Origin of the sequence: Zavarzinia aquatilis (assembly GCF_003173035.1) — a bacterium.
GTDB classification, from domain to species: domain Bacteria; phylum Pseudomonadota; class Alphaproteobacteria; order Zavarziniales; family Zavarziniaceae; genus Zavarzinia; species Zavarzinia aquatilis.
The window spans coordinates 101,242-124,162 of sequence record NZ_QGLE01000009.1; the positions used below are offsets into that span (position 1 = coordinate 101,242).

Genomic DNA, 22,921 nt, shown 5'->3' on the forward strand with positions numbered 1-22,921 from the left:
ACACCATGAAACCTTCACTGTCCCGGACCCTGAAATGGACCGGCATCGGCCTTGGCACGCCGCTGGCGCTGATCGGCCTTGGCGTTGCCGCGCTGCAGGTGCCGGCGGTGCAGAGCCGGCTGGCCGCCTTCATCTCCGAACAGGTCTCGACCCCGGATATGACGATCCGGCTGGAGGGCCTGTCGGGCGGGCTGCCCTTCGGGCCGCGGCTGGCGCGGATCGAACTCTCCGATCCCGCGGGGACGTGGCTCACGGTCGAGGATGCCCGTGTTGCCATCGACCCCTTCGCCCTGATCGGCGGCCGCATCCATGTCGAGACCGTTTCCGCGAGCCGCCTCGTGCTCGAGCGCCTGCCCGCCGCCGGGGCCGAGCCGCCCGCGCCCGCCGAGCCGACGACCGACTTCTCGCTGCCGCGCCTGCCGGCCGGCCTTGCCCTCGACCGCCTGTCGGTGCCGGAGATCGTGCTCGGTGCCGCCCTCGCCGGGGCGGAGGCGCGCTTCGCCCTCGCCGGGCGGCTGGGGGTCGATGGCGACGGCGTCGCCGGGGCCAGCCTGTCGTTGCTGCCGGTCGAAGGCGCGGACTCGACGCGCCTCACCCTTGATCTCCGCCACGAGCCGCAGGGCGATCACCTCGCTCTCGACGTCCGGCTGGATGAACCGGCCCATGGCCCCATCGCGCGGATCGCCGGTCTGCCGGGGGACGAGCCGCTGAAATTCGCCCTGACCGGGCAGGGGCCGCTGACCGGTTTCGAGGCCGATCTGCGGCTGGCCGCCCTTGGCGCCCGGCTGGACGGGCGCCTGCATCTCGCCCGCGATGGCGCGGCCATCGTCGCCGACCTCAAGGGCAAGGCCCTGCCCGGGCCGCTGGTGCCCGCCGCTTATGCCGGCCTGACCGAAGGCGGCATCGGCATCGACCTCGCCCTGGCGGTTTCGGGGGAGACGGTGGACGTCTCGCGTCTCGCGCTCGCGCTGCGGGGGCTCGGACTGGAGGCCAAGGGCCGGCTGGCCGGTGGCAGCGATGCCACGCTGTCTGCGCGGATCGACGTCGCCCCGGATGTTCCGCTGCCCGAACTCGCCTCGGTCCCGCCCGCGCTTCGACCAGCCGTGGTCGAGCTTGAAGGCGTCGCCGATCTCTCGGTCGGCAGCGCCGATGTCAGCCGCCTGCATGTCGTCGCGCCGGGCGCCGAAGTGGACGGCAAGGCGAGTTTAAGCGACGGTTTCGCCGCCCTGAAGGCGGCGGCATCCGCTCGCCTGGCGGACCTCGCGCAACTGCCCGAAGCAGGCCTTGCCGGCGCCGGTACGCTGTCGGTCACGGCGGAAGGGCGGCTCGACCCGCTCGACATGGGCTTTACCGCCGACGTCGCGGGCGAGGCCATCGCGGGCGAGGCCGAGTTGCCCCGTCTGCTCGGCCCGGCGCCCAAGATCTCGCTGGCCGGGCGCTACACGGGCGGTGGACCCATCACGCTGGAGCGTTTCACGGCCGAGGCGGCGGCGGCCAGCCTGCAAGCGAAGGGCAGTTTCGATCCGGCGGCGGAGACCCTGTCGGCCGCGATCACGGGCAAGGCCGAAGACCTCGGCCGGCTGGGCGTTCCGGGGCTTGCGGGCAGTGTCGATCTCGCCGGCACGGCCGAAGGGCCGGTGATGAAGCCGCTGCTCGACATCGCCCTGAAGGGCACGGAGGTGTCGGCCGGGGGTGTCGCCTTCGGCGATCCCCACCTTGCCCTCAAGGCAGTGCCCGATGCCGCCGGCACCTCCGCCGGCCGGCTGGAGGTCGAGACCGGCGGCAGCTATCCGGCGCGGATCGGCGCCGATCTGTCCTTCGACGGCGTGACCGCCAGGGTCTCCGCCCTGACCGGGCAGGTGCTGGGCGTCGATCTGGCCGGTGACGTCGCCTATGCCAGCGACAATGGCCTCGCCAGTGGGCATGTGAAGGCCGTCGTGCCGAAACTCGCCAGCCTCTCGGCGCTGGCCGGGATGCCGCTGGCCGGCAGCGCGCGGATCGACCTGGCACTGGCACCGCGCGGCGCCGGGCAGGGCGCGGAGGTGACGGCGGAATTGCGCGACGTGAAGGCCGCGGGCGCGGCGCTCGCCCGTCTCGACCTCAAGGCCGCGCTCGACGATGTCCTCGGCGCCGGCAAGGGCCGCGCCACGGTCGAGGCCACGGGCCTTGCCAGCGGCACCGCCACCATCGAACGCTTCAGCGCCAAGGCCGAGCTTGCCTCCTTCGCCGATGTCGCCTTTACCGCGACGGCGCGGGGCGGGGTGCCGGCGCCTCTCTCGCTCGACCTCGAAGGCCGCTTCGAGAATGGCGATACGCCGCGCATCACGGCCCGCCGCCTGGCCGGCTCGCTGGCCGAGACCGAATTCCGCCTGCAGAAGCCCCTGCTGGTCTCCCTCGGCGCCGAGACCTCGGCCAAGGGGCTCGATCTCGCCTTTGGCAAGGCGCGTTTGTCGGGCGATGTTGCCATTGGCGCCACCCCTTCGGGCAAGCTGAAGCTGACCGGTTTCGATTTCGCCGATATCGCCGCCCTCCTGCCCGAGGGCAGCCTGCCCGGCGGCACGCTCGATGCCGCGCTGGATATTTCCGGCAACCGGGGACGTCTCAGCCTGTCGGCGAAGGGGCTGACGCCCCCGGCCGGTCTTGTCGATGTCGCCGCGGCGGATATGCCACGCCCCGATGTCGACGCCAGCATCGCCTGGCAGGGGCGGCGCGCCGATGTCGATCTTGCCGTGACCGGCATCCGCGAGGCGACGATCAAGGCCAGCGGCACAGTGCCGGTGCGGATCGACGGCGGCATTCCGCTGCCGGATCAGAAGGGGGCGCTCGACCTCGCGGTGCGGATCGAGGCGAACCTGCGACGGCTCGCGCCCCTGCTGCCGCTGGGCGACAATCGCATCGCCGGCCGGCTCGCGGTCGATGCCACGGTGAAGGGCACGCCTGCCGCGCCGGAGCCCGTCGGCCGCCTGACCCTGGAAAAGGGCCGGGTGACCAATGGCCTGTCAGGGTTCGAGCTGCGCGACCTTGCTCTTGCCGTCGCCTTCACGGGGACGAGCGCGACCATTGAATCGCTGAAGGGCTCGGATGGCGAGGGCGGCACCCTCGCCGGCAGCGGCAGCGCCCGCCAGCTGGCGGATGGCGATTTCGCCATCGACGGTCAGGTGACGGCGCGCTCCCTGCGCTTCACCCGCCTCGATCTCGCGACGACGCAGGGCGATGTCGATATCGCGCTCGCCGGCACCGCGACCGCGCCCGAGGTGAAGGGCACGGTGACCATCCGCCAGGGCAATGTCGAAATCTCGGCCAAGGTGCCGCCTTCGGTCGCCGTGGTCGAGGTGCGCGATCCGTCGGCGCCTGGTGCCCCACCGACACCGCTCGCCCCGCCGCCGGACAAGGATGCGCCGCCGCCCCGGGTCGGCAGCCTCGATCTCGCGATCAACGCGCCGGGGCAATTCTTCGTGCGCGGCCGCGGCCTCGATTCCGAATGGCGTGGCACATTGAAGGTCACGGGGGCGCTGAGCGCGCCCGACCTGTCGGGCGGTTTCGAGGTGGTGCGCGGTACCTTCACGCTCGCCGGTCGGCCCTTCGCGATTTCTGAAGGCTCGCTCACCTTCCCGTCGGGCCTCGGCGCCGCGCCGCAGCTGAATATCGTGGCGACCGCGCCGGCCGATGATGTGACGGCCAAGGTTTCGGTGACCGGGCCGGCCACCGCGCTGAAGATCCAGCTCTCGTCCGAACCGGCGCTGCCCAACGACGAAGTGCTGAGCCGGGTGCTGTTCGGCCGTTCCGTCTCCAACCTGACCGCCAGTCAGGCGGTGCGTCTTGGCCAGACCGCGCTCGAGCTGTCGGGACAGGGCGGCGGCGATTTCGTCGGCAAGATCAGGGACAGCCTCGGCCTCGACCGGCTGGAGATCGGCTCGGACGACAATGCAGACACCACGTCGGGCGGGGCCCTCGCCGGCAGCAGCCTGTCGGCCGGGCGTTACATCGCCGAAGGTGTCTATCTCGGCTTCGAGCAGGGCCTCGCGCCCAACTCCGGCTCGGTCAATATCGAGGTCGAGGTTTACCCCCGCGTGACGGTCGAGGGCAATGTCGGCCAGGACAATAATTCGGCGGTCGGCCTCAATTACAAATTCGACTATTGAGGCCGACCGTCCCGCTCAGGCCGCGAAGATGAAATCGCTCGTGTTGATGTGATCCGATGTGGTTCCGATCAGGATCGCAGAGTCGCCGGCCGTGTTGAACTGCACCTTGGTGTCGGCATTGCCGTTGACGGCACTGATCGTGCCGCCGCCCGCCTGAAACTCGGCGAAATTATGGTAACCGTAGGCCGAGACATCCATGTAATCGTAGGCGTCGTCATAGTCGGCGGTATCGTGGCCGCCACCGGGAGCGAAGGCGAACTTGTCGAAGCCGTTGCCGCTGAACAGCTGGTCATCGCCGGCACCGCCTTTCAGGGTGTCGTTGCCGTCGAGGCCGTAGAGCACGTTTGCCGCGCCATTGCCCACGATGAGGTTGCCGGCGGCGTTGCCGGTGCCGTTGATCGCTGTATTGCCGGTCAGGGTCAGGTTCTCGAAATGGATGGCGAGTGTATAGGTGAAGACGGCCAGGATCGTATCCGTGCCTTCCCCGTCGCGCTCGATGACATCGTCCGCCGCGTCGATCGTATAGGTGTCGTTTCCGATGCCGCCGACCATCAGGTCGGCACCGTTCCCGCCGGTCAGGCTGTCGTCCCCGGCGAGGCCGCGCAGCGCATCGTCGCCATTGCCGCCGATCAGGACATCGTTGCCGGCCCCGCCCCAGGCGCTGTCGTCGCCACCGCCAAGATCGGCCGCAAGGTCGTGGGCCGCGGTGACGGCGCGCCCGTCCAGCTTGTCGTCGCCGCTGCCGCCCTTGACCCAGTCGAAGCCGGCGGCGGAAGTGTCGGTCAACGTCAGGGAGTTGCCGATGCCGCTGAAGCGCAGGTCGGTGATGCCACTCAACCCGGCGACGCCGCCGATCTTGCCGCCGGTATTGATCTGGACCACGCCGTAATCCCAGCCGATGCCGGCCAGCGAATGATGGGTGATGTGATCGGCATCGGTCAGCTGGGATGCCCCGACCGTGATGACGATCGCGTAGCTCGGCGTGCCCGGCGGATTGCCGAAGACGGCGCCTTGCGGTGTATAGCCCGTATCCACCGTGTCGTCGCCCGCGCCGAGCGTGATGGAATAGGAGGAGGTGAACTCGAAGGCCAGCGACTGGATCGTGGTGTCGATGATGTCGTTGCCCTTGCTACCGACAATGGCCATGGTCGACCCGAGGAAGGAACTCAGGGACAGCCGGGTTCCCCCTGTCAGCATATGGACTTCGCCGAAACCCGAAATCTGGTCCGCATCGGGGTCGCCCGAACTGTCCAGCTGGATCGAGTAGTTGTCGGCTGCCGTCAGTTCGATGTAACCGCCACCGACCTTGAAATGATCGTCGTTGGAAAGCGAGTTGGCCGCCAGTCTGAGAACGGCCCAGTCGGCGATCAGCGTATCGCTGCCGGTTCCCGGATCGAAGGTGATGCCCAGCACGTCTTCGGCGTGGACCGTGTCGTTCCCGGCCCCGCCGAGGATGAGCAGGCTACCGGCATCGGAATTGTCCACCAGAGCCTGAGAAATGGTAACGACATTCGTTATAGCGGCGCCAGCCGCGAGTTGTAACTTGTCGATGCCTGTGACGCCGACGAAAACGCCACTGTCAGCGATATTGGCGGCGCTCGTGAAGCTGAGATTGTCGGTGCCGAGGCCGCCGCTGATCGTGTCGGCCGCGGTCAGGTTGCCGGGGTCGACGCGGAAGAGGTCGCTGCCCGCGCCGCCCAGCATCGTGTCGTTGCCCTGTCCGAAGGTCACGCTGATGCGGCCTGCCTTGGAAAAGGCCGAGGCGTCGACGGTGTCGTCGCCGACGCCGCTGGTTATCGAGACGACGCCGCCCACCAGCATGTCCTCGATCAGGATCAGATGGTTGCCGGAGGCTGAAAGAGCGATCGTCTCGATGCCGGACAATCCGGCGCCGACGGCGGTCAGGTCGACAAGGCCGCCGTCGAGCAGGCTCAAACGGTCGCTGCCGGCACCGTTGCCACCGGCGGCATTGTCGCCCGCCTGCAGCTCGGCGACCTTGAACTGGAAGATATCGGCGACTCCCGCCTTGCCCAGAAAGGAGTCGACGCCGGTGGTGCCGCGGAAAGTGGCCATGGTTCCCCCCTCATCCGGCGGCACGGCCACCGGAATGCGCAAAATTCAGCAGATTTGCGTCAACCCCACGGGGGTACTCTATGCCCGGCCATTGGCCGGACGTAGAGTGAATTGAAACCGCCTTGGCGGCATCGCCAGAAATTTTCAGTGCGAGTGCAGAAGGTTGCTGACGACGGAATCTACTTGAACATGCCCTTGCGGCCGTTCGGCGCGTAAAGGTCGAAACAGACGGTCAGCGCCTTGGTCGCCTTGCTGGAGCCCTTCAGGTTCACGGTCCAGGAGCGGCCGTCGGCCATCGAGAGATACATGGTGCTGCCGGCCTTGAAGGCCGTCCAGAACTGGGCGTCGTAGCCCAGGGCGGAGACCATGCCCTGCGGATCGTCCATGGTGACACCGGCGAAATTGTCGTAGCGGCGGTCGATCTGCATCTGCATCGCCGTGGTGGTGCCGACCTTCAGCTGCCATTTCGGGTGCCAGAAGGCGACGATCACGCCCTGGTCGGCCAGCAGGATCGACAGCACCATGCCGTCGTCGAATGAGGTTTCCATGCCGCAATGGCCGAAGCTGCCATTGTCGTTCTGATAGGCGTAGGTCGTCCAGTAACCGGAGACATATTCGTCGATCCGCTTGCCCGCGAAAGCCGGCGAGGCCGCCAGGACGAGTGCGGCGATGATGGAAATGAAGCGCATGACGTCTTGTCCCCCCCGTTGTTCCCCGGCAGCCATGGTAGCAATGGCCGCCGGAGAAAGCGATGCGCGGTTCAGGCGACGAAGATGAAGTCGGCGCCGGTCACGAGCGGGGATGCGGTGTTGGACAGAACCATGACCTCCCCGCCACCGAAGCGGACTTCGGTCGATGCGCCGCCGCTGACGGCGACGATGGAGCTGCCGTCGGCCTGGAATTCGGCCAGGTTGTGGTAACCGAAATCGCGGACGTCGATACGGTCGAGGCCATCTTCGAAATCCGCGGTGTCCCTGCCGCCGCCTACGGTGGCGACGAAGACATCGGCCCCGGCCCCACCGAGCAAGCGGTCATTGCCGAGCCCGCCGGTCAGGATGTCGTCGCCCGCTTCGCCGACCAGCGTGTCGTTGCCGGCGTCGCCGAAGACAAGATCGGCGCCGCCGCCGCCCCGCAGGGTGTCGACGCCGTCGCCGCCGCGCAACGTGTCGCTGCCCGCGCCGCCCCGGGCAACGTCGTCGCCCGCGCCAAGATCGGCCACGATCGACTGGGCGGCGGTCACGGATCCGCCCTCGAGCCGGTCCTTGCCGTCGCCGCCGACGATGTGTTTCACGCCGTCGATATCGGCGTCGTTCACCGTCAGCGTGTTGCCGAGGTCGCTGAAGTAAAGGGTCTCGACATCGCTCAGGCCGGCGATGCCGCCGATGGTGCCGCCCGTTGTGATCTGTACCGCGGTCACGTTCCAGTAGTTCTGGAAATCGAGGTAGCCGTGGTGGACGACCTGATCGGCGTCGGTCAGATAGGCGGCCTGCGCCTTGACGACGATTTCCGGCACGGGCCGGGGGGCCGGACCGCCTAAGCCCTGGAAGCCATCGTAATAACCCGTGTCGACGCGATCGACACCGGCCCCGATCTCGATGTCGAAGGAGGCGCTGTCGTCCCAGTTCGGCGATTCCACACGCAGGTCGATGGTATCGTTGCCGTCGGAGCCAATGATGCTCACGGTATCGACGCCGAACAGGGAATCGAGTTCCAGCGTGATGCCCCCGGTGGCGAGATGGATCACCTCGAAGCCTTCGATGGCGATCGCCGGGTCCTCGCCTGCCTCATGCGCGGTGTCGTCCAGCAGGATCTGGTAGTGGCCGGCCTTGACCAGCGCCAGGGTGTCCGTGCCGCCGTTGCCGCTGAACTGTTCCGAGCCATCGGTGGCGATGCTCTCGACGATGCGGACGATATCGTCGCCTTCGCTGCCGAAGAAACTGTCGGTGCCCTTGCCGGCCTCGAAGATCACGGGCAGGGCGGACTGGGCGGTCACGGTGTCGTTGCCCGCGCCGCCGACGACCGTGATGATTCCGGTGTCGGAGGTCATGATGTCGTCGTCGGTCAGGGTCAATTCGTTGGCGGCCCCGACCGCGCTGTAGAGCTGTATGCGCTCGATACCCTGCAGCGCATCAAGCCCGCCGGGCGCGCCGAAATGCGCCGCGCTGGTGAAGGCCAGGGTATCGGTGCCGGTGCCGCCATAGATCGCGTCAGCGCCGGTGAGCTGCGCCGGGTCGATCCGGAAGATATCGTCGCCGGCGCCGCCGCGGGCGACATCGTTGCCGGCGCCGAGCGTGGCGTCGAGGCGGGTGGCCGCGCTGAAGCCCGACGCGTCGATGACATCGTGGCCATTGCGGCCGGTGACGGTCAGCACGCCCGTGTTGGTGATGTCTTCGACCAGGGTGATCTGGTTGCCGGCGCTGGCGAGGGTGAGCGCCTCGATCCCGGAGATGCCGGCGCCCACGACGTTGAAGTCCACGGCGCCGCCGTCCAGCAGATCCAGCCTGTCCGTGCCGCCGTCGCCGCCCGTGGCGACATCCCCGGCCTGCAATTCAGCGATCTTGAAGCGAAAGGCGTCGTTGACACCGTTGTTGCCCACAAGCACATCGGCACCCGTGGTGCCCCGAAACACGGTCATAACCCCTCCTCGGCCGGTCGTTCGTCGCGGCGGCCGGACAGCTGGCCATTCGCCTTCGATCCGATCCCCTGATCCGGATGGCACCAGCAAGGGGAAGATGGCACGTTCGTGCCCTTCATGAAATGACGGCCGTCACACTGCCCGCTGAACAGGGGCAACGCTGCTGTGTCGGGGGGGCTTGCTGCGCCGCCTGGGCGGCGGCGCAGCGGGGGCCGGTCAGGCGACCTGGCTCTGTTCGGCCACGGCATGTCCGAAGAAGGACCGGCCGAGGTCGTCGGTGATGGCGATCAGCTGCAGCTGCACCCAGTCGAGGAATTCGTGCAGGCCACCGCCCAGCACCATCTCGATCGAGCGGTTGGCGAGGGTGCCCCGGATACCATCGAGGATTTCCAGCGTGCGGTTGCCGGCGCGCAGGCCGTAACGCTGGCGCAGGCGCACCACGATCTCGTCGATCGAGGCGATGCAGACCGCGGTCGAGCGTGGGAAGGCATTGTTGAAGATCAGGAAGCCGGCGACCGAGCCCGGGCTCATGCCGCGCGGCTGAACCCGGCGATAGGCGTGATAGCCGGCGGCCGAGCGCAGCAGGGCGTTCCACTGCGAGACATCGAGGGGCGAGCCCACCTCCGTCGCGCCGGGCAGCAGCAGGTGGTACTTGATGTCGAGCAGGCGGGTGCCCTGGTCGGCGCGTTCGATCAGCTTGCCGAGCTGGTAGAAATACCAGCCCTCGTCGCGATAGAGCGTGCCTTCGAGGATGCCGGTGTGAGTCTGGCAGCCTTCCTTGATCTTCGAGCAGACGCGCGACAGGTCGGCGCGGCCGACATCGGCCGGCGTCAGCGTCCTGATCCAGCTGTGGAACATGTTCAGCTGGGTCCAGAGTTCGGTCGAGATCAATGGCCGCAGGGTGCGGGCATTGTCGCGCGCGGCCTTGATGCAGGACGAGATCGAACTGTGGTTCTCGGGATCGAGAAGGTAATAGTGAATGACGTTGTTCGCGGTCGCGGCCTGATACTTCTTGAAGAAGGGTTCGGCATCGGCATGAAGATTGACGATCGACAGCCAGTTTTGCGATCCGCGGGCGTCGCGGCTGAAAGTCTCGTTGACGTCGAGAATACGCGCCAGGTTCTCGGCCCGCTCCATGGAGCGGGCAAGCCAGAACATGTCTTCGGCGAAACGGGCAAGAAGTCTAGCCAAGCACCCACGTGTCTTTCGACCCGCCTCCCTGGCTGGAGTTGACGACAAGCGAGCCGCGACGCAGCGCGACCCGGGTGAGACCGCCGGGCAGAACCCAGGTGGATTTTCCGGTGATGGCGAAGGGCCGCAGGTCGACGTGGCGCGGCTCGACCTCGCCTTCGACCAGGGTCGGACAGACCGAGAGCTGGATCGTCGGCTGGCTGATGTAATTGGCGGGGTCCGCCAGCAGATTGGCGCGGCAGGCCTCCAGCTCTTCCTTCGACGCCTTGGGCCCGACGGTGATGCCATAGCCGCCGGATTCGGCGACCGGCTTCACGACAAGCTTGTCGAGATTGTCGAGCGTATAGGCGAGGGCATCCGGTTCCCGGCAGATGTGGGTCAGCACATTGTCGAGGATCGGTTCCTGCTGCAGGTAGTATTTGATCAGCCGCGGCATATAGGCATAGACCGCCTTGTCGTCGGCGACGCCGGTGCCGACGGAATTCGCCAGGGCGACATTGCCGGCCCGAACCGCCCGCATCAGCCCGGCGACACCCAGCGTCGATTCCGGGCGGAACACCTCGGGATCGAGGAAGTCATCGTTCAGGCGGCGGTAGATCGTGTGCACCCGCTCAAGGCCGCCGGTGGTCTTCATGTAGACCCGGTCGTTCTCGACCACGAGATCGCGGCCCTCGACCAGGGGCACGCCCATCTCGCGGGCAAGGAAGATATGCTCGAAATAGGCGGAATTATAGGCACCGGGCGAGAGCAGCACGACCTGCGGGTCGACCGCCTCGGGCGGGGCGATCTCGACCATCGCTTCCTGCAGCTTGGGGCCGTAATTGTCGACGGGCAGGATCGAGATGTCGGTGGTCAGATCCGGGAAGGCGCGCAACATCATGTTGCGGTTCTCGAGCACATAGGACACGCCCGACGGGGTACGGGCATTGTCCTCGAGGACCATGAACTTGCCCTTGTCGTCGCGTACCACGTCGATGCCGCAGATATTGGCATAGGCGCCGTGGGGGATCTTCACCCCGATCATCTCCGGCCGGTAGTTGCTGTTGTTCAGCACCAGCTCGGCCGGGATGATGCCATCCTTCAGGGCATGTTGCGGGCCGTAGACGTCGGCCAGGAACAGGTTGATCGCGGTGACGCGCTGGATGACGCCGGCTTCCAGATGGGCCCAGTCGTCGCGGCTCAGGATGCGCGGAATGACGTCGAAGGGCAGGATGCGGTCGATGGCATCCTTGTCGGAATAGACGGTGAAGGTGATGCCGAGGTTGTAAAGCTCCCGCTCGGCGTCTTCGGCCCGTCGCTGCAGGGCATCGAGATCGAGCTGGGCCAGACGCTCACGGATGGCTGTGGTGTGGTCCACCGGGGGCGTGCCGGACTGCCCCATGATCTCGCAATAGAATGGACCTTGATCGTATCGGGACAGAACGCCGCTCATCCAAGTCCTCGCTTCAACGGTGAGTCGAGCCTAGCAAACTAATTCGATGCGCCGCATCAAAAATCGGCAGCAGCGTATCAGACCTTGGGAGGTGCACTGTTTTTAAGCGGAACCACGTCGACCCCGACCTGAAGCCGGTGCGGGCCGCCCCCGATGATGATGCCGCGCAAGGGGGCGACATCGTCATAATCCCGGCCGCAGGCGAGGATGATGTGGTCGAGGCCGGGGATGCAGTCGTTGGTCGGGTCCAGTTCCAGCCAGCGGTCGGGGCCGATCCAGACGGCAACCCAGGCGTGCGACTGGTCCGAGCCGACGAGGCGGGGCCGGCCGGGCGGCGGCGTGGTGCGCAGGTAACCGCTGACGTATCGCGCGGGCAGGCCGATGGAGCGCAGGCAGGCGATCATCAGATGGGCGAAGTCCTGACACACGCCCCGTTTCACGCGCAGGACCTCGGACGGCGGCGTGGTCACCGTCGTCGCCTGCGGATCGAAGGCGAAATCGCGGTGGATGCGGGCATTGAAGGCCAGCAACGCCTCGATCGCGGGACGACCGGGCGGGAAGTCGGGGGCGGCGAATTCGGCGAACTCGCGGTCGACCTCGATCAGGGTCGAATCCTGCCGGAAGGCATAGGCGGAAAGCGTGTCCGGCGCGGCGGCGTCGAGCCGGGCGCGCAGGGCATCCCAGGCCGGGGCGGAGGCGGGATCGGGCGCGGCCTCGCCTTCGATCTCGATCTCGATCAGGGATTCGACGATCAGCTTGGTGTGCGGTTCCTCGACGGCGAATTGCACGATCGGATTCTCGAAGGCGTCCTGCCGTTCGTTCCAGGTCGAGGGTTCGGGAATGACGCGCAGCTCGTGGCGCAGCACGCGCTGACGGCTGCTGTCGCGCGGCTTCAGATGGGCGAGGTGATGGGCGAGGGTGACCGGCTCGCCGTAGTCGTAGACCGTGTTGTGGCGCGCCTCGTAGCGGATCATGGCTTGGTCACCGTGCGGATCGGCCCGCCCGGGCGCACCGCCAGCGCATGGCTGAAATAGGTCTGCGAGATGATGTCCGACAACTCGGGCAGGGTCACGTTCACGGCATCGAGCAGGGCTTCCAGCTCGACGTGGCGTCCGCCCGCGCCGGTCCCGGCGAGGCGCATGATCTCGGCGGCGCGCAGCTCCGCGAGGGCGGTCTGCGCCAGCAGGCGCGCCGCGCCGGAGCCGAAGGCACCCCGTTCGCGCGGCAGATTCTCGACATGGTCGGCGAGCGCCCACATCTGCCGCGCGAGCGAGCGCGGATTGGCCTCGTCGAGCAGCAGGAGGTCGAGCACGGGGGCGAATTGCGCCGCGGTGAAATAGCGGGCGCGATAGGTCATGAAACTGTCGGCGATCTCGAGCGCGAGGTCGAGCGCGCGGCCGGCGCCGCCAGGCCCGCCGACAATCAGCTCCCGCGCCAGCTCGACCGAGCACAGCGCCCGCTCCACCCGACGGCCGAGGTCCATGAAGCGCCAGGCCTGACCCCGCGTCATGTTTTCCATGCCAAGGCCCGACAGCGCGGCCATCGAGGCGACGATCGAATCGAAACAGTCGAGCAGGCCGACATAGTCGCCCGGTGTTGCCCTGCCGATATCGGTGATCTGGCCGTGCAGGTTCAAGAGCACCCGGGTCATGTCGACCGACAGGCGGTCGCGCACCATGCCGGTGTTCATGTTCAGCCGGCGGACCATGGCGGCGAAGCCGCTGGAGCGGGTTTCGTCGGTCAGATGCGGCAGCAGGCCGGCATCGAAACGCGCCCGGTCGGTCACCGCCAGCTCGGCCAGTTTCGGCGTGATCTCGCCGAATTTGGCGAGGAAGGTGGCGCCGGGGCCGATTTCTTCCTGCGCCGCCTGCCCGCCGCCGTCGGTCAGGCGCTGCACGAGCGCGCGGAGCGCGCGGACGCCGAATTCGGCCCGCTCGGCATAGCGGCCGACCCAGTAGAGATCGTCGGCGACACGGCTGGGCAGATTATTGCCCTGGCGCCGCACCTCGACCGTGGTATCGGGCGGGCGCAGCAGGCTGAACTGCTCGACCGGGGCGGAGGACAGCACCCAGGCGTCCTTGGACAGGCCGCCCTGTTGCAGGCGCAGGATCGGCCGGTCCGGCGTCGGCGCGATGCGCACGAGCGCGCCCGGCATGACCGAAAAGCCCCGCTCCGTCGCCGTCAGGAAGGCGCGCATGGCGACTGGCTGCGGTCTTGCCCCCTCGGCCGTGAAACAGGGCGCGGTCGACAGGCGCACCGGGGCCTGACCGATGGCATCGTAAGGATGGTCGTCGAGGTGACCGGCCCAGCCGTCGGTATCGGCCGGCGGCGTCACGCCGATCTTGGGGAAGGCGGGGCGCAGGGCATAGTTGCCGCCCCGGGCCAGCAGCCGGTCGCGGCCCTGCCGCTCGCCCGCCCAGACCGTGTCGAGGTTGGGCAGCTGCAGGTCTTCGTCCAGCAGGTGGCGCGACAGCGCGGGCAGGAAAGGCATCAGGGCCGGCGTCTCGACGAGGCCGCTGCCCAGCGCGTTGGCGACGATGACATGGCCCGCCAGCACCGCCTGCACGAGACCGGCGACGCCCAGCGAGGAATCGCCGCGCAATTCCAGCGGATCGCAGAAATCGTCGTCGACCCGGCGCAGGATGACGTCGACCGGCTCCAGCCCGCCCAGGGTCTTCAGGAAGACCCGGTTGCCGCGCACCGTCAGGTCGTTGCCCTCGACCAGCGTGTAGCCGAGATAGCGCGCGAGATAGGCGTGCTCGAAATAGGTCTCGTTGTAGGGACCGGGGGTGAGCAGCACGATGCGCGGGTAACGCGTCCAGGGCGCGAGATTGCGCAGGGTCTGGCGCAGCCGGTCGAACCAGGCGGCCAGACGCTTCACCTTCATCGCGCGGTAGGTTTCCGCCAGCGAACGCGAGGTGATGATGCGGTTTTCGAGGGCATAGCCGGCACCCGCCGGGGTGCGGGTGCGGTCGCCCACCACCTGCCAGCGGCCTTCGGGATCGCGCACCAGATCGACGGCATAGACATGCAGCCAGATATCCGCCGGCGGCCGGAACCCGGCGAGGGGGCGCAGATAGTCGGGATTGCATTCGACGATGCCGGGATGCAGCACGCCATCCTTCAGCACCTTTCGCTCGCCATAGAGATCGGTGAGCAGGGCATTCATCAGGCGCCCGCGCTGGATGAGGCCGGCCTCGATCCCCGCCCATTCCGCCTCGGAAATCACCAGCGGCACGAGGTCGAGTTCGATCGCCCGGGCGGCGTTGCGCGGGTCGCCATAGACGTTATAGGTGACGCCGTTGTCGTGCAGCAGCTGGCGCGCCCGCGCCGTGCGGTCGCCGAATTCCTGCTTGCCGAGGCCGGTCAGCGATTCGACCAGCTCCCGCCAGTGGGGGCGGATCGTGCCGGTCTCGTCCACGCATTCGTCGAACGTGCCGGGCAGGGGTTGATACCCGCGTGCACGGTCGGTGCCGCCCGCCGCGGATTCACCGGCAGGCAGGGGCAGCGGAATTTGCGCCCCATCCTCGGGGCCTTGCGGTTCGATCGCCAGACTCACGCGGGGCATCGTATCAGGCAGGTCAGGGGCTGCCATGACTTTTCACGATCATTTTGCTCTTGAATCGATGCGATCAATTGCTGGCGACATGCAGTCAATGTCCCGGAAAAGCGGCCCCTGCCAAAGGCTTAGGGGCCGCTTGCCGGTCTATTGGCGGCGCAGGTCGAGGGTCAGCGGAAATTCCCGCGTCACCTCGGCCGCCCCCAGGGTCATCGGACCCGGGGTATGGCCGAAGCTGAAGAATCGGGCCAGACGCCGGCCTTCCGCCTCATAGGCATTGACCGGCGCGGTCACATAGTTGCGGCCGCCGGGGTGCGAGACGTGATAGGTGCAACCGCCGATCGAGCGCCCCGACCATTCGTCGACGATATCGAAGACGAGGGGGCCATGGGGCGGGATGGTCGGATGCAGGGCCGAGGCCGGCTGCCAGGCGCGGAAGCGCACGGCGGCGACATATTCGCCCTCGCGCCCGGTCGAGGTCAGGGGCACGCGGTAGCCGTTGACCGAAACGGCGTGGCGGCCATCGGTCATGCCGTTCACCTTCACCTGGATGCGCTCGACCGAACTGTCGACGAAGCGGACCGTGCCGCCGGCCATGCCCTCTTCGCCCAGCACATGCCAGGGCTCCATCGCCTGACGCAGTTCCATCGTCAGGCCGCGCTGGTGGATCGTGCCGTAATGCGGGAAGCGGAACTCGAAATGCGGCGCCAGCCATTCGCGCTGGAACGGCACGCCCCACTGGTTGAGGTCGGCGACCACGTCGTCGAGATCGTCCGAGACGAATTGCGGCAACAGGAAACGGTCGTGCAATTCCGTGCCCCAGCGGACGAGCCGCGCCGGATAGGGGTGATCCCAGAAATGCGCGATCAGCGCCCGCAGGATCAGCTGCTGCACGCAGGACATGCGGGCGTGCGGCGGCATCTCGAAGGCGCGGAGTTCCAGAAGGCCGAGGCGGCCCGACGAACTGTCGGGCGAGAACAGCTTGTCGATGCAGAATTCCGAGCGATGGGTATTGCCCGTCACGTCGCACAGCAGATGGCGGAACAGGCGATCGACCAGCCAGGACGGGACATCGGTGTGGTCCGGCACCTGACGGAAGGCGATTTCCAGTTCATAGAGCGAATCGTGCCGCGCCTCGTCGATGCGCGGGGCCTGGCTGGTCGGGCCGATGAACATGCCCGAGAACAGATAGGACAGGCTGGGATGGTTCTGCCAGTAGCAGAGCAGGCTGCGCAGCAGATGCGGCCGGCGCAGGAAGGGGCTGTCCTCCGGCCGGGCGCCGCCGACGACGATATGGTTGCCGCCGCCGGTGCCGACATGGCGCCCGTCGACCATGAATTTCTCGGAGGCGAGGCGGCACAGCCGCGCATCCTCATAAAGGCTGGTGGTGATGTCGACCAGTTCGTCCCAGCTCTTGGCCGGGTGGATGTTCACCTCGATCACGCCCGGGTCGGGGGTGACCATGATGTTCTTCAGGCGCCAGTCCTTGGGCGGGCCGTAGCCTTCGAGGATGACCGGCATGTCGAGGGCGATCGCCGTCTCCTCGACCTTGGCGATCAGGTCGACCCAGGCTTCGAGATAGGACTGCGGCGGCAGGAAGACATAGAGCCGGCCCTTGCGGACCTCGACCGAAACCGCGGTGCGGATCACGCCCGGCATGGAAATGCCGGCGAAATTGCCCGGCATGGCGCCCGGCGGCACCGTCGGCTCGGGCGGCGGCAGCGGCTTCGAAGGCAGGCGTCCGGGCACCTGCGCGATCAGCGTGGTCGCCGCGCTGGGCAGCGGCGGGCGCGGCGCGAAGGGGTCTTCCTCGAAGTGGTAGGGGTAATCTTCCTTCCGCACCCAGGGCAGGCTCTGCAGCGGCAGGCGGTAGCCGACCGGGGAATCGCCGGGGGTCAGGAACACCCGCTTCGAGCGCAGCTTCCAGGGTTTGGCCTGCCACAGCGGCCCGTCGACCGTCATCCAGCATTCGAGCGGCAGGACGAAGCCGGTCGGCGTGTCGAGGCCCTTGTCGAAGACGCGGCTCATGCGCTCGCGCTCCTCGGCGTCGTCGATCTGGTTTTCCAGCGGGTCGACGTTGATCGGCAGCCGCCGCTCGCGCCACATCCAGTACCAGGGGTCCTCGAAGGCGGCGATCGTGTTGTCGGGCGCGACCTTCAGCTTCTCGGCGAGGGTGATCAGGAAGTTTTCGCCCTGCTCGAGGGTGAAGCCGTAATCGACATTCTCGTCGGCCAGATATTTCTGCTGCTGCCACAGGGGCTCGCCATCGGTGCGCCAGAAGCAGCCCAGCGCCCAGCGCGGCAGGGATTCGCCCGGATACCACTTGCCCTGACCGTAGTGCAGCACGCCGCCGGGGGCATATTTGTCCTTCAGCTTGCGCACCAGCTGGTTGGCGAGGCCGCGCTTGGTCGGGCCCAGGGCCTCGGTATTCCATTCGGGGCCGTCGAAATCGTCGATCGAGACGAAGGTCGGCTCGCCGCCCATGGTCAGGCGCACGTCGCCCGCCACCAGCCGCTCCTCGACCCCGCGCCCGGCGGCGACGATCTCTTCCCACTGTTCCTCGGTATAGGGCTTGGTCACCCGGGCGGCTTCGACGATGCGGGTGATCGACATCGAGAAGTCGAATTCGACCCCGGCCTCGTCGACGACGCCGGTGATCGGCGCGGCGCTGCCCGGCTCGGGCGAACAGGCGAGCGGCAGATGGCCTTCACCCGCGAACAAGCCCGAGGTCGGGTCGAGGCCGACCCAGCCCGCGCCCGGCAGATAGACTTCGGTCCAGGCGTGCAGGTCGGTGAAATCGACCTCGGTGCCCGAGGGGCCGTCGAGCGACTTCACGTCCGGCGCGAGCTGGATCAGATAGCCCGAGACGAAGCGCGCGGCGAGCTTCAGGTGACGCAGCAGGTGGACGAGCAGCCAGGCCGAATCGCGGCAGCTGCCCTTTTTCAGGGTCAGCGTCTCTTCCGGCGTCTGGACGCCCGGCTCCATGCGGATGACATAGGAGACATGGCGGTGGACGAGGCGGTTCAGATCGACCAGGAAATCGACCGTGCCGCGTTCGCGCCGGTCGACCTTGGCGAGCAGGGCGGCCAGTTCCTTGCCCGGGGCCTCGACCTCGAGATAGGGCTTCAGCTCGTGCGCGAGCGCGGGATCATAGGCGAAGGGCGCCCGTTCCGCGTTTTTCTCCAGGAAGAAGTCGAAGGGATTGATGATCGCGAGCTCGGCGACCAGATCGACCTCGACCTCGAATTCCCGGGTCTTCTCGGGGAAGACCACGCGGGCGAGATAGTTCGACTGCGGATCCTGCTGCCAGTTCAGGAAGTGGACCGAGGGCGTGATGCGCAGGGAATAGCCCGTTACCGGCGTCCGGCAATGGGGCGCCGGGCGCAGACGGATGGTCTGCGGACCCAGGTTGACCAGACGGTCGTATTTGTAGGTCGTCTTGTGATTGAGGGCCACCCTGATGGTCATGCTCGCTCCAGGATCGCGACGGCGGGGGCCGTCGGCGTAAAAGACAATGGCACGGGTATATTGTGGTTATTCGTTGAGCCTGATTGAACCCGAAGATGGCGCTGCCGTCGAGGGGTGAACGCATATTGGGCACGCCACCGGGCGCTGCCTCATCCTTGATCAGACCTTCATCGGCAGAATCACCATGGGGATCCCTTTGAGGTGCAGGCGGCGCTGCACGGCGAGGGCGGTCTGATTGTGCAGCAGGCGGCTGAACAGATTGTCCCGGCCAAAGATCAGCTTCGAGGCGAAGAACACCGCCTGGGGATAGGTCTCCATCAATTTCTCGGCGAGGCGCGCCAGTTCGTGGGCGGCATCGGTGCCATAGGCGGCCTTGCTGGCGGCCGGCAGGCCGCGGCGCTGGCAGTAACGCTCGAACTCGGCGAGGCTGGCCTCGACATCCGCGGTCATGCGCGCCAGCTGCTCGCTGCCGCGGAAGGACTCCGAATCGACCTCGCCCACCGAAATGAAGATGAAGTTGCGGAAATGGCCGGGGAACATGCGCCGCACGGCCAGCAGCGTGTGCATCCCGGCGCCGAAACTGCGCCCGACCATGAAGATGGCGGTGGGCAGCGCGGGGTCGAGGGCAGGCACGGTCTCGGCCGCCGCGCCCCGCGTCGTGGTCGAGAACAGGGCGTCGATCTTGGCGATCTCGACCGCGGTCTGGTCGTAGTGCCGGCGGATGGCGAGGCCGAGCACGATGACGAGGCTGGTGATGATCACCGTCAGCCAGCCGCCCTCGAAGAATTTCTCGAACAGGGTGACGACCAGGATCGAGCCGGCGACGACGAGGGCAAGGCCCGCCTGCAACAGGCTGGCCGTGCTCGCCTCCACCGTGCCGCGCTGGCGCCACCAGTGGCGGACGAGGCCGGCGAGGCACAGGGTGAAGGTCAGGAAGACGTTGATCGAATAAAGCACGACCAGCAGCGAGACCTTGCCCTTGGTGATCCACAGCAGGGCGAGGGCGGCGAAGCCCATCAGCAGGATGCCGTTCTGGGTGACCAGCCGGACCGAGAGATAGGCGAAGGCATGGGGCGCCCAGCGGTCGGCCGCCATATTGGCGAGCACGGACGGCCCGCCGAGGAAGCCCGTGTTGGCGGCGACGAACAGCAGCCCCGCGGCCAGCAGCATGACGATTAGCAGGCCGATATCCTGCGCCGCGCTGCCCTGGCCGAAGAGATCGCCGAGGATCGCCTTGAAGGTCGTCGCGTTCAGCGTCTCGCCCGGGACATGACCGACCCCCCACAGGAGATAGAGCGCGATCAGTCCGGCGGCGGTGACGGCGAGGGAGGTCGCCATCAGCGCCATGGTCCATTGCCCGGTGCGCACCCGCGGCTCGCGCAGGATATGGACATTGTTCGAGACCGCCTCGATCCCGGTGTAGGTGCCGGCGCCCAGCGAATAGGCGCGCAGCAGCAGGGAGGCGACGGCGACCCAGCCGATTTCCCCGGTCAGGCTCGCGGTCTCGCTGAAGGTCGCGGGGATGAGGCCGGGCAATTGTTCGGCATGGGCGAGGATGCCGCCGACGATGAGCAGCAGATGGGTGCCGACGAAACCGAGGAAGATCGGCACCAGCAGCTTCAGGGGCTCCTTCATGCCGCGCAGGTTCAGCACCATGAGGCCGAGGATGGTCGCGATCTCGACCCCGAGCTTGGCGCCCTGCCAGGAAACGGGCAGCAGGCTGAACAGGGCGTCGACCCCGCTCGCCACCGAAATCGCGATGGTCAGGACATAGTCGACCATCAGGGCCGAGCCGGAGACGAGGCCGGCATGGGGGCCGAGCAGCGAACTCGCCACCTTGTAGCCGCCCCCGCCCGAGGGGAACAGCCGGATCACCTGATTATAGGCGAGCGAGATGACGAAGACGGTCAGCGCCGTCATCAGCGCGATATAGAGCGCGAGATGGGTGTGATGGCCAAGGGCGAGGAAGGCTTCCTCCGGCCCGTAGTTGGCGGACGAAAGGCCGTCGGCACCGAGCCCGACCCAGGCGAGGAAGGCGGCCAGCGCCATGTGCTGGCGGGTATCCTTCGACAGCGGGTCCTTGGGAGCGCCGACAACCGCCCGGTACAAACGTCTGATCACGAAACGCCACCCCCTGCTCCGCTCGTGCCAGTTTACACGCGGCGCAAGGCAGCGGAAGCGGGTTCGCCGTCGCAGACCCGCCGGGGCGCTATTCGAGGTCCTGCCAGGTGTCGGGCAGGGTGAAGCGCTGGGGCCGCTGCTCGGCCCGCTCGAAGCGCTGGGTCAGGAAATTCAGCAGCAGCTGGACCTTCAGCGACAGGTTCTGCTTGTGGCCATAGACCACCCAGACATCGCGGTCGAAAAAGCTCCAGTCCTCCTCGAGCGCGACCAGCTGCCCGGTGCGAAGCTCGCGGCGGACGAAGACGACGGGCAGTTGCGCAAGGCCAAGGCCGCAGCGCGCGGCGGCGACGATGCCCGAGCCGTCGTCGCATTTCCACGTGCCGTTCACCTTCACCTTCATGGTGCCGCCGGCCGAATTGAAGTGCCAGTAGCCGCTGCGGTTGGTCAGGCAGTTGTGTTCTTTCAGCTCTGCCAGATTGGTCGGGCGGCCGTGCTTGCGGAAATAGGCCGGCGTCGCGCAGAGGCAGAAGGACTGGTGGCCGATCTGCCGGGCGTAGAGGCTGCTGTCTTCCTGCTGGCCATAGCGGATGGTGACGTCATTGGCATCGCCGACCAGGTCGCTGTCGGTCAGCGAGGTGACGACCTCGACCGTCAGCTTGTCGTAGGTCGAGGCGAATTCGGCGACCGCCGTCGCCATGAATTCGACGCCGTAAGTATTGTTGAGGGCGATGCGCAACAGGCCCGTCGGCTGTTCCTGCATCTCCGAGACGAGGCCCTGCGCCCGCTCGAAGGCTTCGACCATCTCGCGGCAATTGCGGTAGAAGACCTCGCCTTCGGGGGTCAGTGAGACCTGACGCGTTGTGCGCTGCAGCAGGCGCACGCCCAGCCGGTTCTCGAGATCCGTCACCTGCTTCGAGATGAAGGATTTGGAAACGCCGAGGCTCTCCGCCGCACGTGTGAAGGAGCCGATCTCGACCACCTGCACGAATTCGTGCACGCCATCCCATGGTGTCATGCCCTGTCCTCCCGCCCCCCTGATAGCAGAGGCGGATCGGTCGACGCACCCCTCAAATGGACGCGGGGGGTCAGGCGGAGGCGGGAAATGAAAAAGGCCGCCGCGATCGCTCGCGGCGGCCCTTCACGCGGAAGGCGTCAGTCGATCACTTGAAGATCGTCTGGAGCTTCATGGCGACGCCCATGTTGCCCTCGACCTTGATCTTGCCCATCATGAAGGCGGTCGTCGGGTTCAGCTTGCCGTCGCCGAGGGCGATGAAGTCGTCCTTGGCAATCTTGATGGTGCAATCGGCCGGCTTGTCTTCGTTCGACACGCTGTTCGGGACCGACTTGCCATCGACATAGACGATGCCGTCGCCCTTGAAGTCGAACTTCACGGACGCGCCGAGGCCGGAATTCTCGCCCACGCGGGCCTTCATTTCTTCGGTGATTTTCGCCAGATCGGTCATTGGGTCTCTCCTCCACAAAGGACGCTTGGGGTTATGATGTTTGACGGGCTTAGTCAAGCACGTTGACTGGATACTGCCACCACTTCGCCCGTCATGTAAGTGGCGTAATCGCTGGCCAAAAAGATAATAACGTTCGCAATTTCCCATGTCTCGGCGGCGCGACCGTAAGCTTCACGCGACGTCAACTGGGCCAGTAACTCGTCGCTGGTCACCCGATTCAGGAATTCATGCATCGCCAGACTGGGGGAAACGGCATTGATACGGATGTTATGCTCCGCCGCTTCTACCGCAGCGCAGCGTGTGAGCGCCATGACCCCGGCCTTGGCGGCGGCGTAATGTGCCTGCAGCTTCTGTGCCCGCCATCCGAGCACCGAGGCGTTGTTGACCATGATGCCGGATTTCCGCGCCATCATGTGCGGCAGCATGGCGCGCATCATGCGGAATGTGCCGGTCAAGGTTACATCGAGGACGACGTTCCACTGCTCGTCGGTCATCTCGACGAGGGGGGCGGAGCCACCGAGGCCGGCATTGTTGACGAGCACGTCGACATGGCCGAGGTCCGCGATCGCCGCGGCGACGAGGCCATCGACATCGGCCTGTTTCGTCACGTTGCACAGATGGGTCAGCGGCCGGCGGCCGGCCTCCGCCTCGATCCGCGCGGCGGCTTCGGCAAGGCGCCTTTCGTGGATGTCGGAAATCATCACCGTGGCGCCTTCCTCGGTCGCCCGTTTCGCCGTGGCGAAGCCGATGCCGGTGCCGGCGGCGGCGGTGATCAGGACCGTCTTGCCGGCGAGAAGGTTGTGGGCGGGGGGATAGGCGGGGGCGGGCTGGGTCATG

Annotated in this window: 13 protein-coding genes; 1 reads left to right on the plus strand and 12 read right to left on the minus strand. The window is 67.1% G+C overall.

The genetic code is table 11. The features are described 5' to 3' along the window. The first annotated feature begins 5 nt into the window (after positions 1-5). A complete protein-coding gene (locus tag DKG74_RS15305) occupies positions 6-4,142 on the plus strand; it encodes a translocation/assembly module TamB domain-containing protein (RefSeq protein WP_109907047.1) in 4,137 nt (1,378 codons plus the stop codon). Between the two features lie 15 nt (positions 4,143-4,157). On the opposite strand, the gene DKG74_RS15310 is transcribed toward DKG74_RS15305, so the two are convergent. The 12 genes from DKG74_RS15310 to DKG74_RS15365 all read right to left on the minus strand — a co-directional run bounded on the left by DKG74_RS15310 (position 4,158) and on the right by DKG74_RS15365 (position 22,920). Continuing rightward, positions 4,158-6,215 carry a calcium-binding protein gene (locus DKG74_RS15310; protein WP_109907048.1) on the minus strand — a complete coding sequence of 686 codons (2,058 nt, stop codon included), beginning with the start codon at positions 6,213-6,215 and terminating at the stop codon, positions 4,158-4,160. Between the two features lie 179 nt (positions 6,216-6,394). Further along, positions 6,395-6,904, minus strand: a complete 510-nt coding sequence (locus DKG74_RS15315) for an invasion associated locus B family protein (RefSeq protein ID WP_109907049.1) — start codon at positions 6,902-6,904, stop codon at positions 6,395-6,397. Positions 6,905-6,975: 71 nt separating this feature from the next. Next, positions 6,976-8,850 (minus strand): calcium-binding protein, encoded by a 1,875-nt coding sequence (locus DKG74_RS15320; RefSeq protein ID WP_109907050.1) that lies wholly within the window; start codon positions 8,848-8,850, stop codon positions 6,976-6,978. Between the two features lie 216 nt (positions 8,851-9,066). Next, positions 9,067-10,041 (minus strand): alpha-E domain-containing protein, encoded by a 975-nt coding sequence (locus DKG74_RS15325; protein ID WP_109907051.1) that lies wholly within the window; start codon positions 10,039-10,041, stop codon positions 9,067-9,069. Further along, the gene (locus DKG74_RS15330; protein WP_109907052.1) at positions 10,034-11,473 is read right to left on the minus strand and encodes a circularly permuted type 2 ATP-grasp protein; all 1,440 of its coding nucleotides are present in this window, start codon (positions 11,471-11,473) and stop codon (positions 10,034-10,036) included. The genes DKG74_RS15325 and DKG74_RS15330 overlap by 8 nt, the downstream gene beginning before the upstream one ends. Before the next feature lie 77 nt (positions 11,474-11,550). Continuing rightward, positions 11,551-12,447 carry a transglutaminase family protein gene (locus tag DKG74_RS15335; protein WP_109907053.1) on the minus strand — a complete coding sequence of 299 codons (897 nt, stop codon included), beginning with the start codon at positions 12,445-12,447 and terminating at the stop codon, positions 11,551-11,553. After that, on the minus strand, positions 12,444-15,032 hold the full coding sequence (locus DKG74_RS15340; RefSeq protein ID WP_165837715.1) for a circularly permuted type 2 ATP-grasp protein: 2,589 nt from the start codon (positions 15,030-15,032) through the stop codon (positions 12,444-12,446). Before DKG74_RS15340 ends, DKG74_RS15335 begins: the two co-directional genes overlap by 4 nt. 147 nt (positions 15,033-15,179) lie before the next feature. Beyond that, a complete protein-coding gene (locus DKG74_RS15345; protein WP_109907055.1) occupies positions 15,180-18,500 on the minus strand; it encodes a transglutaminase family protein in 3,321 nt (1,106 codons plus the stop codon). Between the two features lie 159 nt (positions 18,501-18,659). After that, positions 18,660-20,621 carry an APC family permease gene (locus DKG74_RS15350; RefSeq protein WP_207779375.1) on the minus strand — a complete coding sequence of 654 codons (1,962 nt, stop codon included), beginning with the start codon at positions 20,619-20,621 and terminating at the stop codon, positions 18,660-18,662. Between the two features lie 88 nt (positions 20,622-20,709). Beyond that, positions 20,710-21,636, minus strand: coding sequence for a LysR family transcriptional regulator (locus tag DKG74_RS15355; protein WP_109907056.1), 927 nt, complete (start codon positions 21,634-21,636; stop codon positions 20,710-20,712). 145 nt (positions 21,637-21,781) lie between these two features. Then, on the minus strand, positions 21,782-22,084 hold the full coding sequence (locus DKG74_RS15360; RefSeq protein ID WP_109907057.1) for an SCP2 sterol-binding domain-containing protein: 303 nt from the start codon (positions 22,082-22,084) through the stop codon (positions 21,782-21,784). Between the two features lie 53 nt (positions 22,085-22,137). Then, positions 22,138-22,920 (minus strand): SDR family oxidoreductase, encoded by a 783-nt coding sequence (locus DKG74_RS15365; protein ID WP_109907058.1) that lies wholly within the window; start codon positions 22,918-22,920, stop codon positions 22,138-22,140. Position 22,921 lies beyond the last annotated feature (1 nt).

Coding starts and splice junctions, on each gene's coding strand:
- DKG74_RS15305 (WP_109907047.1), top strand. CDS start 6: ATGAAACCTTCACTGTCCCGGACCCTGAAATGGACCGGCATCGGCCTT.
- DKG74_RS15310 (WP_109907048.1), bottom strand. CDS start 6,215: ATGGCCACTTTCCGCGGCACCACCGGCGTCGACTCCTTTCTGGGCAAG.
- DKG74_RS15315 (WP_109907049.1), bottom strand. CDS start 6,904: ATGCGCTTCATTTCCATCATCGCCGCACTCGTCCTGGCGGCCTCGCCG.
- DKG74_RS15320 (WP_109907050.1), bottom strand. CDS start 8,850: ATGACCGTGTTTCGGGGCACCACGGGTGCCGATGTGCTTGTGGGCAAC.
- DKG74_RS15330 (WP_109907052.1), bottom strand. CDS start 11,473: ATGAGCGGCGTTCTGTCCCGATACGATCAAGGTCCATTCTATTGCGAG.
- DKG74_RS15335 (WP_109907053.1), bottom strand. CDS start 12,447: ATGATCCGCTACGAGGCGCGCCACAACACGGTCTACGACTACGGCGAG.
- DKG74_RS15345 (WP_109907055.1), bottom strand. CDS start 18,500: ATGACCATCAGGGTGGCCCTCAATCACAAGACGACCTACAAATACGAC.
- DKG74_RS15355 (WP_109907056.1), bottom strand. CDS start 21,636: ATGACACCATGGGATGGCGTGCACGAATTCGTGCAGGTGGTCGAGATC.
- DKG74_RS15360 (WP_109907057.1), bottom strand. CDS start 22,084: ATGACCGATCTGGCGAAAATCACCGAAGAAATGAAGGCCCGCGTGGGC.
- DKG74_RS15365 (WP_109907058.1), bottom strand. CDS start 22,920: ATGACCCAGCCCGCCCCCGCCTATCCCCCCGCCCACAACCTTCTCGCC.